We start from the raw sequence: 17,018 nt of genomic DNA, 5'->3' as shown, positions 1-17,018 counted from the left end.
GAACCTCCGGTATCGGGGGTGTTTCGTAGATATTGCGCCTGTCCGCAAACTTCGAGTCACAACGGAAATGTCGATCTGTCGGAGGTCTACGGCAGAATTCGAGCGGAGGGGTCAACGCGGGTCAGACGAATCGGAGAGTCTTTGTGATCAGGGTTTTGGTGCCAACCACAGTGGAGCAGGGCGATCTCGCGGAAGTGCTTCGGTTGTACGAAGAACTTGTCACCGAGACCCGAAAAGAGGTCGGCTGCATCAACTACGAGTTATTGCAGCGCACCGACAATCCCTGCGAGCTCGTGTTGGCGGAAGAATGGGAATCGCAGGAGCACCTCGACGCTCATACCCATACCGAGCACTTCGTCAGGTTGGTTGAGGCGCTGGCCAAGCTCGAGACGGCAGCGCCGGCGCAGATCTTCACGAAGGTTCTGTAGCGGCGGAGTCAGGTTTCAGTGCTCGCTCAGGCGTCGAACAAACATTCCGGAGAGCCCCGAGCGTCAACTAGGCGACCCGTTCCGACACACGCGGAAACTGGTTTGCATCGACACGCCATAATCATCGTAGATCCGTCGAGTCCGATGTAGGACAGCACCTTCGGGCTCCAGCCGGGCGTTGTGCAGGTGTCGGCCGACCTGCACGGGCGCTCTATACGGTGACGTCGGAGTAGGGCATATGCTCTGACACCCAAGGAAATACGAATTCCATGAGTAGCAGCACCACCGCGACCACGAGAACGATCGCCAGCAGGGCCTTCACTGGTCGGGGGCCGGGGAGCGCTCCCCAGAGGTATCCGTACATTCATTGCTCCTGGAATGCCGCGGGAATGGTGCCCGAAGTCTTCGAGATTGTTTCGACGAGAACCGCGTGGACGATCAAGCGTTCGCTGTTCGAGTAGAGCGGATGGCACGTGGTCAGTGTCAACATACTTTCCAGCGTGGCGTCGGGCTCGGCCCAAGTGCTTCCGGGCAGCGGGTTGACGACCGCGACATCCCCGGGCACGGTGATGCGCCGCCCGAGGAGATGGACGTAGTCGCCTTCGGAAACGCGATCGGCTTGCTCGGGATTCAAGCAGGCTTTCGCCGCAGCGCGACGGTCGGGCGAGGCCTGGTCGAGTGGGAGCAACCGGTACGTCATCCATTGGAACTCGGTCTCCACGACGACGGCATCGCATGCATCGAGTCGATCCAGGTGTTGGAAGACTGCGCCGGAACCATTGCGGTGCCCGGCGAGCGCGAAGTTTCCGGCTTCGCCGGGCATCTGCGAGTCCGGGTAGTGGCCGGGGCCGGCCCGCAGGTCCTCGTTGCGTGTGCCCTCGACGATTGCGTACGCGGCGCCGAGTGTGGGGAAATGCACGCGCGCGAATCCCTCGCCGAGCACAGGGATCAGCGGGGACACCGGCTGACCATCGATCGCTCCTGAGGATTCGGGGACTTCGGCCCAGGATTCCTCCAGACTGTTGTTGAGCTCGTCCTGCAGCCGCCCTGAGACGATATTGGTCCAGAACGCCTCATAGATGACGAACAGCAGGATGACGACCCCGGCCGTGAGGAGCAGTTCGCCGATTACCTGGCCTGCGCCCGGCCGCCGACGCCCTGGAACTTCGGTATCGCTCACGGACCGGGGTCTCCTCTTCACAGATCTACAGAGCTAGCTGATGTGTCGAATTGGTGCCGTATCGAACTAGCTGCCCGCGTCGATCGTGGCGCTCCCGGTACCGCCGAGGAGATCGTAAAGGAGTACGGACAGGCGACCGAGGCCGTCGATCGCGGCAGAACCAGTGGTCTCGATGCCTTCGATGACGATCGGGAACGGGAGGAATGACATGGTGTTTCTCCTCGAGGGGTGGGCCGCGGCGGCGGCCGCGAGATAGATGCGTCGTGACGGTGAAACAGGGCGGGTGCGACCAGGTGTATGTCGCACCCGCCCTGTTTCGGTATTTCTGGTTGGGAGTTACTCCTGGCCGGGTGCGCGCTTGCGGTTACGCAGGGTGAGCCATGCGCCACCGCCGATCAGTGCCAGCGCCAGACCGGCGAGCCAGATGACGTTCGCGCCGGTTACCGGCAGGGACGAGGACTGGTCCGGTTTGGCCTGAGCAGGATTTCCCGGAGCAGGTGTGCCCGGAGCACCGTTGTGTCCACCACCGTTGTCGCCGGGAGTGTTGTTGCCGGGAGTCGACACGTCAGTGCCTGGTCCTCCGGGTACTTCAGAGCCCGGCCATGTCGGGATTTCCCACGGCGGCAGCGGGATCGGGATCGGGATGATGATCAGCCCATTGCTGCTGGTTTTGTTCTCGAGTCCCAGGACCACCGACTTGTTTGCTTCGCCGGTGAGCTCGACGGAAGTTGCGGTCGGTTCGCCGTCGATCTTCGAGACATCCGCCTTGCCTTCCTTGACGCCCCAGATCACTTCACCCCACTTGACGTTGGTGACGTCGGTGTGAGCACCGGTTTCTGTGAAAGTGATGTCGGTGTTCAGCGGGAACTGGACCCGGCCGTCGATGACGGCTGCGTCGCACTGGGCGGTCGGAGTGACCGAAGCGCCCGGCTTGACATCGAGAACACAAGACCGCGCCTCATTGTCGATGTCCGTCCACGTAGCCGTGACCTGGAAGATCGTGGATCCGTCCTTGGCTACCTGGCTGCCCTTGGGGCCGGTCACGATCTTGTCGATATCCACCTCGGTGGTCGGGATCGGGCGGTTGTGGATCTCCACCACAGCCTTCTCACCCGCCACCGCCTTGACGGTGTCGCGGTAATCGGCGTCACCGGCATCCGCGGAGACGTAGTAGTACGGCCGCGCCCAGTCGATACCGGCCAGTGGCTTGGGGTCGACCTCGGAGAAGGTGATCACGGTGTTCCGCGGCACAACCTCGTCGGACGTCCAGCTCCAGTCGTTTGCGGCATCGAGGGTGATGGTCTGGCCCACTGCCGGGAAATCAGTTCCAGCGGGGAGTGCCGGATCGATCCCGTCGATACGGACCTCGAACGTCGCGCTGTCAGGCAGGTCGGCCTCGGGTGCGCGGACGGGGTTGCCGTCAGCGTCGAGGATGAACTTCGTGAATTCGACCGATCCGAATTTCCACAGCGCCTCGTTCGACAGCGTGATCAGTCGACCGTCGGTCGGGTCGTCGGAGACTATGCCCGTCGCGGTGCCGTCGAGGTTCGAATGCAGCCACGATTCGCCTTCCGGGCTGGTGCCCCAGGAGATCGCGCCCCACTCGACTCCGTCGACATCGGGACGGCCGGTCTCAGTGAAGGTCACCTCGGTGCCGACAGGGAGGTCGACGCCGAGCGGTGTGGTCTGTCCCTGCTTGACGCTCAGCACCTGGGTGCGGTACTCCACACCGTCGCGCCAACGCGCCTCGACCGTGAACTCCACGTCGTCGCCGACGGCCTCGGCGGCCTCACCGCCGACCTGCTTTGCGATGCGCAGAGTGCCGTCGTTGACGTCGACGAAGTTCGACACCTCGATCTTGCGCAGATCCTTGCCGATGGTCACCACGGCTGCGTTGTCCGGACTGATCCTGACATTCCCGGAGTATGCGGGCACGCCATAGGCGAGACCGTCACCGTTTGCCGGAACCAGCTCTGTCAGTGTGACTTCGGTGCCGCCCGGCAGGTTCTCGCCGAACGGAACCGGGGTGCCGTCGGACGGAAGAGACAGCGTCTTGCTCTGCGGGTTGTCGTCCGTATCGAGCCAGGTGGCAATCACGTCGAAGCTCGCCGGTACGGCCTTGTCGGACGCCTTCGGGCCCGTGAGCTTTTTGCTCACTTCGAAGGTGCCTTGCGTGATCGTGGCCTCGTTGGTGACGGAGACCGTGTTCGCCGACGCGTCGGTGCCGATGGTGAGCGTCTTCGGGCTGATCACCGGCAGCGACCACGTCACGAGGTCGGTGTTCGTCGGTTGGACCTCGGTGAAGGTGACTTTCGCTCCGATGGGCAATTTGCCCAGGTCGTAGTGCTGACCGTCCTTCAGGGTGAATTGACGCAGCTCGTTGCCGGCGGCGTCGTCACCGAAGGCGATCTCTGCGTTGACGACGAAAGCCTCGAGCCCCGTGCGCGCTCCGTCACCGATGACGGATTTGGTGATCCTCGCCGATCCCAGGCTCGCTTTGTTGAGCAGTGTGACACCGACATTGCTCTTCGGCGTGATGGTCACCAGCGCCTCGGTGCGGTCCCCGTTGAGCGTCACACCCTCCGACGGGCGGAACGTCCCTCTCTCGAAGTACACACCGTCAACGGTCGGGAGGTTGATCTCGGACAGGCGGATCTGCCAGCCGGTTCCGCGGGGGTTGATCCCACTGACGGGTGTCCCGTCAGCCTTCACCTTGATCTCGTAGGAGCTCACCGGGGCGTCGGTCGCTGGATCTTGCCCGGGGGCGAACTCCTCGACTTTCACAGTGAACTCGGTGTCTTCCGGGAATTTCTCGGAGAAGGGAGCGATCTCCTTCAGAAGCGAGAACGAGCCCCGCGACACACCTTGGCCGGTGCCGCCGCCGCCCCATTCCTGCTTGACGCTCTTCGACAGCGTCTGCTTGCCGGCATAGGTGAGGGTGTTGGAGTATTCCGTGTCGCGCTGGTCCAGTCCGCCGCTGCTGGTGCACAGGGTGTAGCTGACGAGGTACTTCGTCTGACGGCTGTAACCGTCCGCGTCCCGAGGGAGGGTGAGATCGAAACCGCCGTCGGCGCGCGCCACCGAGGTGGCGTCGGTTATATCGCGTTTCTTGTTGCCGTCGAAGAAGTCTTGCGCGACGACCTTGAGATTGAGGTTGCTCTTGAGATCGCCGCCGATTTCACACACCGTCATGTTCGGTGAGAACCTGTCGTTGATGACCGCCGGTTCCGTAAGGCCCTCGAGATCGTGTCCGGAGATTTCCACGGTCCAATTGAGGGTGGTGCCTGCCGGCTGCTCCACACCGCCGATCGTCTGCGACGTGGTGTTGATCGCGCCGTTCTTGCCGCTCGTGAACCCAGGTCCCTCAGTCTTTCCCGTGATCGACGTCTTGTTGACGATCGCCGAGTTGGTGAGATGGTCCTCGGAGTCCGGCACCTCGGTGGTGGTCAGGCAGGTCCGGTACGTGAAGTAGTAATACTGTTCTTCGTTGAATGTGTCCGGGTTATCCACAGTGATCGCCGCGGTGAAGGTACTCGCGCCGGCTACTGCGCCGATGGGAGCAATGGTGAATCCTGCGGCAGGAGTGCGGTAGTTGGGTTCGTTCTCCCGCCCTGGGAGGTAGTCAGACTTCTCGATGACTACCTGCACGCCCGAGGCACAGACCGCATGGGGGCCGCCAAAGGTGTCGGTGATGTCGATCTTGTGGTTGTTGGCGGCAATGTCGGTGCCCGGAACCACAATCGTCCAGACGGCTTCCATATTGCGCTTACCGCCGTCGAGGTAGCCGCCCTTCCAGGGCTCGGTCTGCGGCGCGTAGTCCTGTCCCACGCCATCCGAAGCCACCGTGTTGTCACCGATCGTCACGGAGTTGGTGTACTGAGTCCCCTTGAGATCCACAACGCCGCTGGTCGTGCATGAGGTGTACTCGATGCGGTAGAGCTTGCTGCCCTCGAAGGGCCCGCCGTTGTTGATGTTGATCGTGACCTGATCACCCGCGTCGGGTTGGGTGACGGTGACGCCGCCAGGGGTCTCTTTGAGATCGCCCGGGCGACCGGACCACAGCTTCGCGTTGAGCAGGCTGCCCGCACACACCTTCATGTTGTCGGAGAGCTCGTCGCTCAGGGTCACCGAACCGGTGTTGCCTGTGTCCAACTTGGCCAGATCTGCGCCGGGGATGTCGATGGTCCACCGCACTGACTGCTTGTTGTCCTGGAGTTTGCCGGACTTCGTCGACTCGCCGATTACGCGGCCGTCGGTGATGCCGCCCGTGCCGGGCAGGTCGACCTGCGTGACCTTGTTGTTGATCGTGAAATCCACAGTCTCTGACGTGGTGTACTCGACTGCCTTCGTGTAGACGAAGAAATCGCCCTTCACCTCGTCCGGCCGATCCGCCACAGCGTCGGAGAGCACGCAGGTCATGAGATTGGTGGAAGCAGCCAGATCGCATGTGCCCCAAACCGTCCCATCGTCGCCCTCCAGCGCGATCGTCGGGTTGGACTGAAGCTTCAGCTCGCCAGGGAATTCAATGGTGAACTGGTCGCCCGGCTGCGGACTCGCGCTTGACGCGTCCCAAATGCCCTTCACCGTGACGGAGTCCCCGACCGTGATCTGCTGGTCGTTCTTTCCTTCGACCTGGACGTCGGTGATTTTCACATCGATGCCGGGATTGACTCCGCGTGCGGCCAGTCGCTGCGCCGCCACAGGAGTCGTCGACGAGGACGCCGTCGTGATCGGCGGTTTCGCAGAAGTGGGTGACTCCGACGTGGAAGTAGGCGGTGCCGTCGTCTTCAGTGGCGCCTCCGTCGTAGTCGCGGGCGGCTTCGGTGTGGTCGGAACTATTGTGGTCGGAACTATGGTGGTCGAGGTCCCGACGTCATCGGCCGAGGCAACCTGGACGAAAGAGAACGACGATACGACCAGCGCCAGGACCGCAACGATCATCCCCAAAGCTGCCCACCGAGACACCACCCCCTCCCCGGCACGGCGTGGGAAGACACGGTTACGCATGACGAACACCTTTCGTTCAGAACACATGATTTAGGCCCCGTTTCCGGGGCCGTCGAATAGGGAAACGGGACCTTTGAGCCGCTCTGGAGCCTGGTTGCGAGCGTTGGTGATTCTCAGGCGACCTACTGCGGAGCCGAACTGTTGGTAATCGGACCTGGTTGGCGCCAGCGCAGACCGACGGCCGGCTCTGGGTAGGCCAGGAAATTCCAAGAAAAATCGACCGCCGGTATTACCTAACGCGACGACCTTCGAGGTACTAAAGGCTGCGGCCGAGGATCTTTCCTGCGCGATTCATTGCAGTTCGAGCATGAGCACCATCCCGGATAGCAAAAGCAACAGTGCGATGGCTCCGAGGGGGGAGTCTTCGTGCTACGTGCTTCGCTGCCGTGACGGTTTTCATGAAATTCCTTTCTTTGGCACAACGTAAAGAAATGTGCGCGGGGCCGTTCGCGAGAAGATGCAAATTCCGCGCAAACAACGCAGAAGGCGCAAACCGGGCGATGCGCAATCAGGAATCTAACACGAGCAAATCGCATAGCTGGACACGCCATGGACGTGCGTCCATGCAAGAAAAACTGCGCTTACCTGGGTATATCTATCTTCCGTTGATTTCTTTCAAGTTAACTGGCTGGTTCATCACAATTCGATCTCGACCATCAGTTGCATGCCTGCCTTGGCACTTGTCGACAATCGGTGAGCGGCCGAGCGAGTCGGCGCTGCTGTACCGAATGAGCCTTTATGCAGTTCACTGCCCCTTATTTGCTGTCGGAACGACAAGGTGTGGAGCGAATTATCTGTGTACACACGCTCGACATAAATGCAAATCATTTTTCTGTGCATAGGAGGAGGGTGAATTAGGGGGTGAATTCAGTCGCGGGTCATCGAAACCCCTGTTCTGAAATGATCCAGAGATAGGGGTCACATTAGATTCGTTTTTCTTAGCAGATTGGATTCCGGCCTCAGTTAACTGTCGATAATGCTTCGGGGGCCGACATGGCATTTCGAGACGAAGAATCGCCCAGCTTTTCGTAGAAGGCCTTCGGTACGGTTACGTCAGTCCAGCTGATCACGCGCCGCAGCGACTTTGGGCGACGCTCTTGTGCGCACGGATGAGGCACTGTCTGGGATGTGTGTGGATCTCGGAAAATGCCACGTCGGAGGCTTCTTCGAAGATCTCGAGACCTCGCAAGTTCAGGTCGTTCTCGCGCGCCTCGGCACGATGAACTGGCTTACTTTTCAAGCGCTTTCGATGCCCGGAGTCAAATGGTGACGGTCGTTGCGTAGTTGCTGACGGTGGATGCGACCGGTTCGATCGGCGTGCAGTCGCCACATCCGAGCAACCGCACCGAGTGGCCGCGAGGTCCCTCAGCCGGTACTTTTCGCAGCTCTCTGGACACTTCGCGAAATCGGACCTTCGAATCGAGTTCTCGCGCAACCATTCTGACGCAGCTTGTGTCAATGGCGCTACACCCGCGGCTGCCCGCAAGGTTTGACTGCCCCGGCTGCTGTGACGCCTTGGGATCCGGAGCGCAGAGATTCTGTGACAGTCGCGGCCGCTCCGCGCAGCGTGTTGCATGCGACTCAGCCGCCATTGGTGGACTCTTGCCTACCGACTCGTCGTCGTAGAACTTCGTGAGACGACCTTGTCGCAGGGAAGGGCTACAACGATTGGTCGGGCCCGGTCAACGAGGCGGGACCGGTAGTCGGTTGGTGTGCGCCGGTGAACCGCTCGACGACGGATACAACGACGATCGCGAGTGCCAGGATTCCAACGGTCCGGGCGAGTGACTTCAGTGTCTTCGGAAGTGCCTTCTTCATGCGAGGCAGATTACTGCGGACGGCACGCAATTTGTGGGCTAGGTTTCGATCCGAATCGGACTGTTCTGCCCAGTGGCCGCTCGTCCACGCAGTGTGACTATCCGTGAATCAAATCTTGTGGTGCCCCCGGCAGGATTCGAACCTGCGACCAAGAGATTAGAAGGCTCTTGCTCTATCCCCTGAGCTACGGAGGCGCGTGGAACATCATACTCGAGGGTTCGGGATGTGACGCGCGCCGCCCAACTCCGACGCGTTGTCGTAGTCGGTTCGCGAAGGTCCTACCCTTGAGGTATGGCTACACCCGACCTCGCGCCGACAGATTCCCCACCGGAGTCCACACAGCACAGCGGTGCACCCGCTTCTTCGACCGCGATATTCGTGGTCAGTGGACTCATCGCAGGGCTCACCGCAGCCATCGTGGTGGGATTCTCCGCGTCGCAGGCACTGACTCTTCTGGGCATCCCGGATCCAGGCCCGATCACCACATACGGCCTGCCCGCGATGCGCGCACTGGGGGAGATCGCCGCGGTCATCGCGATCGGGTCACTGCTTCTGGCCGCGTTCTTCGTGCCGCCGCAGAAGTCGGGTGTCCTCGACGTCGACGGCTATCGGGCAGTCCGAACTGCATCGCACGCCGCGATCGTGTGGGCGATCTGTTCGTTCATGATGGTGCCTCTGACGCTCTCTGACACGTCGGGTCAGCCGTTTGCCGAAGCGATCAAACCGGCGAACCTGTGGTCGGGACTCGATCAGGTCGAGATCGCCGGCGCTTGGCGTTGGACGGCGATCATCGCGGTTGTTCTGGCGATCCTGGCCCGACTGACACTGCGCTGGTGGTGGACTCCGCTCCTGCTGGTGGTCGGTCTCCTCGGACTGATGCCGCTTGCTCTCACCGGTCACTCGTCTTCGGGCGGCTCGCATGACATCGCTACCAATAGTCTGATCCTGCACCTCGTGGCGGCTTCGCTCTGGGCCGGCGGGTTGTTCGCGCTACTGGCACACGCGCGCCGCGGCGGCGATTACACCGACGTAGCAGCCCGACGCTTTTCGACGGTCGCATCCATCTGCTTCGTCGTCATGGGATTCAGCGGCGTCATCAACGCGATTGTCCGTCTGCCTCTCGACGACGTTTTCACCACGACGTATGGACGATTGATCGTCGCGAAAACGGTTGCACTGATCATCCTCGGGTTCTTCGGTTGGGCTCAGCGGAGTCGGGCGCTACCGGCGCTGGCGGAGAATCCGAAGAGTCGCTCTGCCCTGATTCGATTTGCCGGCGCGGAGGGCATCGTGATGGCGGCAACCATCGGTCTCGCGATCGGCCTCGGTCGTACCCCGCCGCCCCCGCCGCTGTCGATTCCCTCGATTCCCGAGGTCGAACTCGGTTACAACCTTCCGGACCCGCCGTCGTTCATGGCTTTCGTGACGGACTGGCGATTCGACCTCATGTTCGGCACCGCCGCGATCGCCGCGGCGATTCTGTACGGAATCGGCCTGCGCAAGCTGGCCAAGCGTGGTGATTCCTGGCCTGTCGGCCGAACCATCGCCTGGATGAGCGGTTGTGCGGTGCTCTTGATCGCCACGTCTTCGGGCGTCGGCAAGTACGCGCCGGCAGTATTCAGCGTTCACATGGGTGCGCACATGGCGCTGTCGATGTTGGGACCAGTCCTGCTGGTTCTGGGTGCGCCGATCACTTTGGCTCTGCGGGCCCTGGATCCGGCAGGCAAGGACGGCGTGCCCGGCATTCGCGAGTGGATTCTGACCGCTCTGCACAGCCCGTTCTCGCGATTCATCACCCACCCGATCGTGGCGGCAGTTCTCTTTGTCGGCGGCTTCTACGCGCTCTACCTCGGCGGAATCTACGGCGCTACCGTCGACTCGCACAGTGCTCACCTGCTGATGAATCTGCACTTCATCCTCAGTGGCTATCTCTTCTATTGGGTGGCGATCGGAATCGACCCGTCACCGCGCCAATTGCAGCCGGTGACCAAGCTGGCAATGGTCTTCGGCTCACTTCCGTTCCACGCCTTCTTCGGCGTGGCATTGATGAGCACTACCGCCGTCATGGGCGGCGCGTACTTCCGTTCGCTCGGCCTCGGCTGGAACAACGATCTGATCGGCGATCAGCAGCTGGGCGGCAGCATCGCGTGGGCGACCGGCGAGATCCCACTCATGGTGGTCATGCTCGCGCTGCTGGTTCAGTGGTCGCGCAGTGACGGAAGGACCGCGCGCCGAACGGACCGTGCGGCCGAGCGTGACCACGACGCCGACCTCGCTGCTCACAACGCCATGTTCGCCGAATTGGCCAGGCGGGACCGCGAGGGGTGGAAACCGCGTGAGGCTGCTGACGCGGAGACTGCAAGCGAGGACTCTGCGGACGAGACACCCAGCGAGAAGAAATCCGACGAATCCTCCACTAGCACTTAGCTCCGACACTGCCCGGGCCGTTTGGCTCGGGCAGTGTTGTTTCTCCACAGCTGTCCCGCCGATGCACAGGTGGAAATCGAAATCCCGAGCCAGGCGTTTGCCGTTCCACAATCGAAACTGCCGACGCAGTGATCGGCCCCGCGGCAGTTGGCGGGTTCTGGAGTTCGAAGGGGGATCGGACATGTACGAAACGCATGCAACGGTTGTCGGAACCGTCATCACCAATCCGGTGAAGCGGCAGACCACCAATGGCGAAGAGGTGCTGAGCTTTCGGATGGCGAGCAACACGCGTCGCAAAGACGCGGTGACCGGAGAGTGGACGGACGGAGCGACCCTCTATCTCACGGTGAGTTGCTGGCGGCGGTTGGTCACCGGCGTCGGCGCATCCATCATGAAGGGTGATCCGGTCATGGTGGCGGGGGAGTTGCGCACCAACGAGTACACGACCAAAGAGGGTGTGCCTCGTTCCGATCTCGAGCTACGGGCGACTGCGGTAGGCGCGGACCTTGCTCGTTGCATCTCGAAGATCGAGCGTCAGAGCAAGTCGACGGCGGCGGAGAATGTCGAGGACGCAGTCGACACCGTCGCTGCGTGAGGACTCACACCGAAGGTTTCGGGCAGTCGCGGGGCCGAGAGTCGTGCCCCGCGTCCACTCGCTCGAGAAGTTCGGTGAGAGTTGCTCGCTCCGATTCGTCGAGGTCGTCGAACACATCCGAGGATTCGCGTCGTTGAGCTTTCGCGACGTCGGCAGCGAGGGTAGCGCCGGCGTCGGTGAGCTCGAGTAATACAGCTCGCCGATCGTTCGGATCGGGAGTGCGGCGCACCCATCCGGCCTCTTCGAGGGAATCCACGACGTCGGTCGCCGACCGCGGAACGATGCGCAATCGCTCGGCAAGAAACCCGAGTCGAACCGGCTCGCCCACTCGGGTCAGTACTCGCAGCGCTCGGCTTTGCGACGGCGAGAGACCGAATGGTTCCAGCGCTGCCACCTGACGTCGGCGGATGAGCCGTGCCACGGACATCACGACGTCGGTGAGTTCGCGCTCTCGGGAATGCATGGCGTCAGTCTAGCGTTGTTGGTGTCAGCCTCATAGTGAGGTAACCTCATCAATATGAAACTAGGGTGAGAAAGCCTCCAGGAGGTAGAACGTGAAACCAGATCACATGCGAAACATCGAACGATCCGCTGTCGAGATCACTCCGGCGGAATCCGTACCGGCAAAGCGCGTACTCGGACTGTTCGCGCCGTATCGAACTCAGATCGCCATCGTCACCGCGGTCATCACACTCAGCGCGATCGTGGCGCTGGGCAGCCCGCTGCTCCTACGCGAAATGCTCGACAAGGCGATCCCGGACAAGAACCTCGGACTCGTGAGCGTTCTGGCCATCGGCATGATCGCCATTGCCGTGATCACGAGCTGTCTCGGCGTGGCCCAGACATGGATGTCCAACAGCATCGGCCAGAAACTGATGCACCAACTGCGCGTGCGGGTCTACTCGCATCTGCAGAATCAGTCGCTCGGATTCTTCGCTCGAACCCGAACCGGAGAAGTTCAGTCGCGTATTGCCAACGACATCGGCGGTATGCAGTCGGTGGTCACCAACACGGCAACGTCCATCGCGCAAAATGCAACGACCGTGGCAGCCACCATTGTTGCTCTGTTCCTTCTGGATTGGCGGCTTGCCATCTTCTCGCTGGCGATCTTGCCGGTGTTCATCCGTATCGCACGCAAGATCGGTGACGAGCGCCGCAAGATCTCTGGTAAGCGGCAGAAGCTACTCAGTGATCTGTCGGTCCAGGTGGAGGAATCTCTCTCCGTCAGCGGCATTCTCCTCGGCAAGACGACCGGCGCGAAGTCGGCTCTGACGGATCGATTCACCGAGCGTTCAGCGGAAGTCGCAGACGTCGAACTCCGAGCCATGATGGCCGGCAAGTGGCGCATGGCGACCATGTCGATCACCTTCGCAGCCATGCCTGCACTGGTCTACTGGTTTGCCGGTTTCACTCTCGATCACGGCAACACCATCACCGTCGGCACCCTCGTCGCATTCACCACGCTGCAAACACAATTGTTCCGCCCCACCATGATGCTGCTCAACACGGGCGTCGAGGTGCAGAGCTCGATGGCACTGTTCAGTCGCGTGTTCGAGTACCTGGATCTGCCGATCGACATCGCGGATCCGGAAGAGTCGAAGAGCTTCGACCGCACCAAGATGTCCGGCGAACTTCGGTTCGACCACGTCGACTTCTCGTATCCAGGAACCGACAGCAAGACCCTCGACAACATCGACCTCACGGTCCCGGCCGGCGGAACCTTGGCGCTTGTCGGCTCCACGGGTTCGGGCAAGACCACTCTCGGATACTTGGCCGCACGTCTGTACGACCCGACTGCGGGATCGGTGAGAATCGACGACGTCGATCTGCGGGACCTCGATCTGGCGACGGTCTCCGACCTGGTAGGTGTGGTGTCGCAGGAGACGTATCTCTTCCACACGACGATTCGTGAGAACCTTCGGTTCGCGAAACCCGACGCCACGGACGCCGAGATCGAGCAGGCAGCGCGCATCGCGCAGATCCACGAGTTCATTTCCGGTCTCGACGACGGGTACGACACCATGGTCGGCGAGCGCGGCTACCGATTCTCCGGCGGTGAGAAACAGCGCATAGCGATCGCGCGCACAGTCCTGCGGAATCCGCCGATCCTCGTCCTCGACGAGGCGACGAGCGCCTTGGACAATCGCACTGAACGTGCGTTGCAGGACGCGCTCGACGAGCTGATGGTCGGACGCACCACTCTTGTTGTGGCGCACCGACTCTCCACGGTTCGAGATGCGGATCTCATCGCGGTCCTCGACCAGGGCGTGGTTGTGGAAAAGGGCACCCACGACGAACTGGTGAAGCAAGGCGGGCGGTACGCGCAGCTGCTTGCGGCTTCGGGTAGCGACGCGGTCGAACTGCCTGCGGAATTGCAGACTGTGTGACAGTGCGTCCGTCGCGTTGGCGAGTCACCGAGCACCGACCAGAGGTGGCATGGATGGTTCGTCCAGGCCACCTCCGCGGGGTTGTACGTCGTGCCGACGGGAACGGGAACGACTCCGATCTATCGCGGGTCCTGTCGGCGGTCAGCTGCGTGGCGCGCCGCGATGTATCCGAAAACCATCGCCGGCCCAATGGTCGCGCCTGCCCCGGCGTAGTCGTTGCCCATGACCGCGGACGAGGTGTTGCCCGTCGCGTAGAGACCTGCAATCGGTTCACCGGAACTGTGCATGACCTGTGCATGTTTGTTGTAGACGAGCCCGCCTTTCGTTCCCAGATCGCCGGTTCGTAGTCGAATCGCGTAGTACGGACCTTCGTCGATCATGTCCATCGAGGGGACTGGCAATGTCGGGTCCCCGTAGTAGTTGTCGTACGCACTTTTTCCACGCTCGAAGTCTTCGTCTACACCGTTGTGCGCAAACCTGTTGTATCGATGCACAGTGAGAGCCAATTGTTTCTTCGGAAGTCCGAGGCGGCCGGCCAACTCGTCGAGCGTGTCGCCGGTGTAGAGGAGTTCGTTGTCGAACCAGGATTTCGGGAACTTCTGCCCCGGCATGATCGCTCCGATCTGATAGCGACTTTTGGCCTTCGCGTCGAAGATGAACCACGCTGGCTCGTGACCCCCGGCAATCTGGTTGTGGACGAATGTCACGTAGGGAGCGGATTCATTGGTGAACCGAACTCCGTTCTGGTTCACGATGATCGATCGGGGCACCGACCGTTCGGAGACCAATCCGTGCATGATCCCGTCAGGTCTCTTGAACGAGGGCATCCACCACGCGTCATCCATCAGGTCAACTGAGGCGCCGATTTGTTGTCCCGCGCGGATGCCGTCTCCAGTGTTGTCGACCGAACCGAGGCTGTAGTTGGCGCTGGCGTTTTCCGGGAGATACTGCCGACGCATCTCGTCGCTCTGTTCGAAACCGCCGCAGGCGAGCAGTACGCCTTTGGAAGCTCGGATTCTGACAGTGCGGCCGTTGCGCTCGGCCACCACACCCACCACGCAATCATCGTCGTCGGTGATCAGCGATTCCATCGCAGTGTTCAGCCAAAGCGGAACGCCGGCTTGTTTGATCGCCAGGCGCAGACGGCCGACCAGGGCCTGCCCGAGTGTCTCCATGTGCCTTCTGGTCAGAACACTCTTCGCTGCACGCCACCCGGTTGCCAGCGCGGCACGTCGCCCTGCCCAGGTACGCATGACCATGTTCAGTTTCACGAACTCTTTGGATGTGATGTACAGACCGGCGGGAGTCGGAAGTGCGCCGGGGCGCAGACCGGACTCGTCGGTGCCGAGCATTTTCAGGTCGAAAGGAAGCGGTTCGATGGTACGTCCACGTGGGCGACCGCCCGGCTTCTCCGGGTGATAGTCCGAATAGCCCGTACACCATTGGAATCGCATGAGCGGGCTGGTCTTCTCGAGGAACTCGAACACGCGTGGACCTTCGTCGACGAACGCGTCGATGTTGTCCTCGGGAACTCCATCACCAACGACAGCTCGCATGTACGCCCGGACGTCGTCACGGCTGTCCGAGAGCCCTTCACGGATGAGAGTTGGATTGTTGGGCACCCAGATGTTGCCGCCCGACAGCGCGGTGGTGCCGCCATAAACGTCTGCTTTTTCGATGACGAGGGTGTTCAGACCATTGGCGGCGGCTGCCAACGCCGCGGTCAACCCACCGGCACCGCTGCCGACAACGAGGAAGCCCACTTCGTGATCGAAGGACACTTCCCTTGATTTTGACGCGCGAGGCATTTGCCTCTCCTATTCAATTGGTTGAGGTTTTCTCTTCACGGGCCGCAGCCCGAAGGGGTTGACCGAGGTCAATCATGCGCTCGAGTGGACGAAGGCTGATGATTCAGCAATACAACGGCTTTCGCGGGCCTCCAACACCGATCGCCGTCAGCGGTGCTTGCGCAACTCGTGGCGTGCGACGCTCCTGATATGCACTTCGTCTGGTCCGTCGGCGATACCGAGGATCCGGGCACTCGCCCACATTCTCGCGATCGGGAAGTCGTCGGTGACACCGCCACCCCCGTGGCACTGGATCGATCGATTCAGGACGTTGCGCGCCACACGAGGACCGATGACTTTGACTGCCGCGATCTCGATCTGAGCGCCCTTGGCTCCGACCTGGTCGATGAGCCATGCTGTCTTCAGCACCAGAAGGCGGGCCTGCTCGATTTCCATTCGCGATTCGGCGATCCAGGTCCGGACAACTCCCTGATCCGAGATCGGCCCGCCAAAAGCGTTACGAGACTGGGCACGTCGAACCATCAAGTCCAATCCGCGCTCCGCCATGCCGATACAGCGCATGGCGTGGTGAATTCTGCCCGGACCCAGGCGCGCCTGTGCGATGGCGAACCCGTCTCCTTCGGACGCAAGCATATTTGTTGCCGGTACTCGAACGTTATCGAACCGAATTTCACAGTGGCCGTGTTGGTCGTGGTATCCGAATATCGGTAAACTGCGCACGATTTCGACTCCAGCGGTGGCGACGGGCACCAAGATCATCGATTGCTGCTTGTGGGGCTCTGCCTCGGCATTCGTCTTCCCCATGACTACCAGAATTTCGCACCGTGGGTCTGCTGCACCGGTCGTCCACCATTTTCGACCGTTCACGATGTATTCGTCGCCGTCCCGAACAATCGACGTCATGATGTTTCGGGCATCGGAGGACGCAACATCGGGTTCAGTCATGGAGAAGCCCGAACGCATTGTGCCGTCGAGCAGTGGTTGAAGCCATCGCTCCTTCTGCTCGCGGGTTCCCACCAGGTGCAGGATCTCCATGTTTCCGGTATCGGGCGCCGCGCAGTTGAGGGCTTCGGGGGCAATGTAGGGCGAGCGTCCCGTCACCTCGGCGATGTGGGCGTAGTCGAGGTGAGACAGTCCTGAGAGCGCCGGCATGAACAGATTCCACATGCCCTGGCGTCTCGCTTCCGACTTCAGCGACTCGACTACGGGTGGCAAGACGTGACTGCGAGGTCCTGCGGCCTCGAGTTGTTCGGAGTAAACCGACTCAGCTGGGTAGACGTGTTCGTCCATGAATGCTTCTAGACGCGCGATGATTTCGCGCGCAGCGGGGCTCGGAGCTAAGTCCATTGACGGCACCTTTTGTCGTGA

12 protein-coding genes and 1 tRNA gene are annotated in these 17,018 nt (G+C 61.4%); 4 read left to right on the top strand and 9 right to left on the bottom strand.

Annotated features, from left to right (window positions below; all coding sequences use genetic code 11):
• Positions 1–158: 158 nt before the first annotated feature.
• Complete coding sequence (locus EHW12_RS18990) at positions 159–428, top strand: putative quinol monooxygenase (RefSeq protein ID WP_230691674.1); 270 nt, start codon at positions 159–161, stop codon at positions 426–428.
• A 211-nt stretch (positions 429–639) separates the two neighbouring features.
• On the opposite strand, the gene EHW12_RS34685 is transcribed toward EHW12_RS18990, so the two are convergent.
• The 6 genes from EHW12_RS34685 to EHW12_RS18975 all read right to left on the bottom strand — a co-directional run bounded on the left by EHW12_RS34685 (position 640) and on the right by EHW12_RS18975 (position 8,627).
• Positions 640–792, bottom strand: coding sequence for a hypothetical protein (locus EHW12_RS34685; protein ID WP_003945315.1), 153 nt, complete (start codon positions 790–792; stop codon positions 640–642).
• The gene (locus EHW12_RS18985) at positions 793–1,608 is read right to left on the bottom strand and encodes a class E sortase (protein ID WP_047270260.1); all 816 of its coding nucleotides are present in this window, start codon (positions 1,606–1,608) and stop codon (positions 793–795) included.
• A 66-nt stretch (positions 1,609–1,674) separates the two neighbouring features.
• Positions 1,675–1,818: a hypothetical protein gene (locus tag EHW12_RS34680; RefSeq protein ID WP_007733341.1), complete on the bottom strand. Its 144-nt coding sequence runs from the start codon at positions 1,816–1,818 to the stop codon at positions 1,675–1,677.
• Positions 1,819–1,944: 126 nt separating this feature from the next.
• Complete coding sequence (locus EHW12_RS18980) at positions 1,945–6,615, bottom strand: DUF5979 domain-containing protein (protein ID WP_241199001.1); 4,671 nt, start codon at positions 6,613–6,615, stop codon at positions 1,945–1,947.
• 1,659 nt (positions 6,616–8,274) lie between these two features.
• Positions 8,275–8,433, bottom strand: a complete 159-nt coding sequence (locus EHW12_RS34675) for a hypothetical protein (protein ID WP_003945304.1) — start codon at positions 8,431–8,433, stop codon at positions 8,275–8,277.
• A 118-nt stretch (positions 8,434–8,551) separates the two neighbouring features.
• Positions 8,552–8,627 (bottom strand) — tRNA-Arg (locus EHW12_RS18975).
• Positions 8,628–8,724: 97 nt separating this feature from the next.
• Between EHW12_RS18975 and EHW12_RS18970 the strand changes: the two genes are divergently transcribed.
• On the top strand, positions 8,725–10,860 hold the full coding sequence (locus tag EHW12_RS18970; protein WP_125051474.1) for a cytochrome c oxidase assembly protein: 2,136 nt from the start codon (positions 8,725–8,727) through the stop codon (positions 10,858–10,860).
• Positions 10,861–11,041: 181 nt separating this feature from the next.
• Positions 11,042–11,455, top strand: a complete 414-nt coding sequence (gene ssb / locus EHW12_RS18965; RefSeq protein WP_054826593.1) for a single-stranded DNA-binding protein — start codon at positions 11,042–11,044, stop codon at positions 11,453–11,455.
• 4 nt (positions 11,456–11,459) lie between these two features.
• Here the strand turns inward: ssb and EHW12_RS18960 are convergent, their stop codons facing one another.
• On the bottom strand, positions 11,460–11,918 hold the full coding sequence (locus EHW12_RS18960; protein WP_003945320.1) for a MarR family transcriptional regulator: 459 nt from the start codon (positions 11,916–11,918) through the stop codon (positions 11,460–11,462).
• Between the two features lie 91 nt (positions 11,919–12,009).
• On the opposite strand from EHW12_RS18960, the gene EHW12_RS18955 reads away from it, so the two are divergent.
• Entirely contained in the window at positions 12,010–13,842 is a 1,833-nt protein-coding gene (locus EHW12_RS18955; RefSeq protein WP_039973329.1) for an ABC transporter ATP-binding protein, read from the top strand.
• Positions 13,843–13,961: 119 nt separating this feature from the next.
• Here the strand turns inward: EHW12_RS18955 and EHW12_RS18950 are convergent, their stop codons facing one another.
• Both EHW12_RS18950 and EHW12_RS18945 read right to left on the bottom strand, forming a co-directional pair.
• Complete coding sequence (locus tag EHW12_RS18950) at positions 13,962–15,650, bottom strand: FAD-dependent oxidoreductase (protein WP_125051472.1); 1,689 nt, start codon at positions 15,648–15,650, stop codon at positions 13,962–13,964.
• Between the two features lie 147 nt (positions 15,651–15,797).
• Positions 15,798–16,997, bottom strand: a complete 1,200-nt coding sequence (locus tag EHW12_RS18945) for an acyl-CoA dehydrogenase family protein (protein ID WP_125051470.1) — start codon at positions 16,995–16,997, stop codon at positions 15,798–15,800.
• Positions 16,998–17,018: the final 21 nt, after the last annotated feature.

Origin of the sequence: Rhodococcus sp. NJ-530 (assembly GCF_003860625.1) — a bacterium.
Classification (GTDB): Bacteria; Actinomycetota; Actinomycetes; order Mycobacteriales; family Mycobacteriaceae; genus Rhodococcus_F; species Rhodococcus_F qingshengii.
Note: the sequence above shows the minus strand (reverse complement) of the source record. Positions and strands in the feature narration are given on the sequence as shown.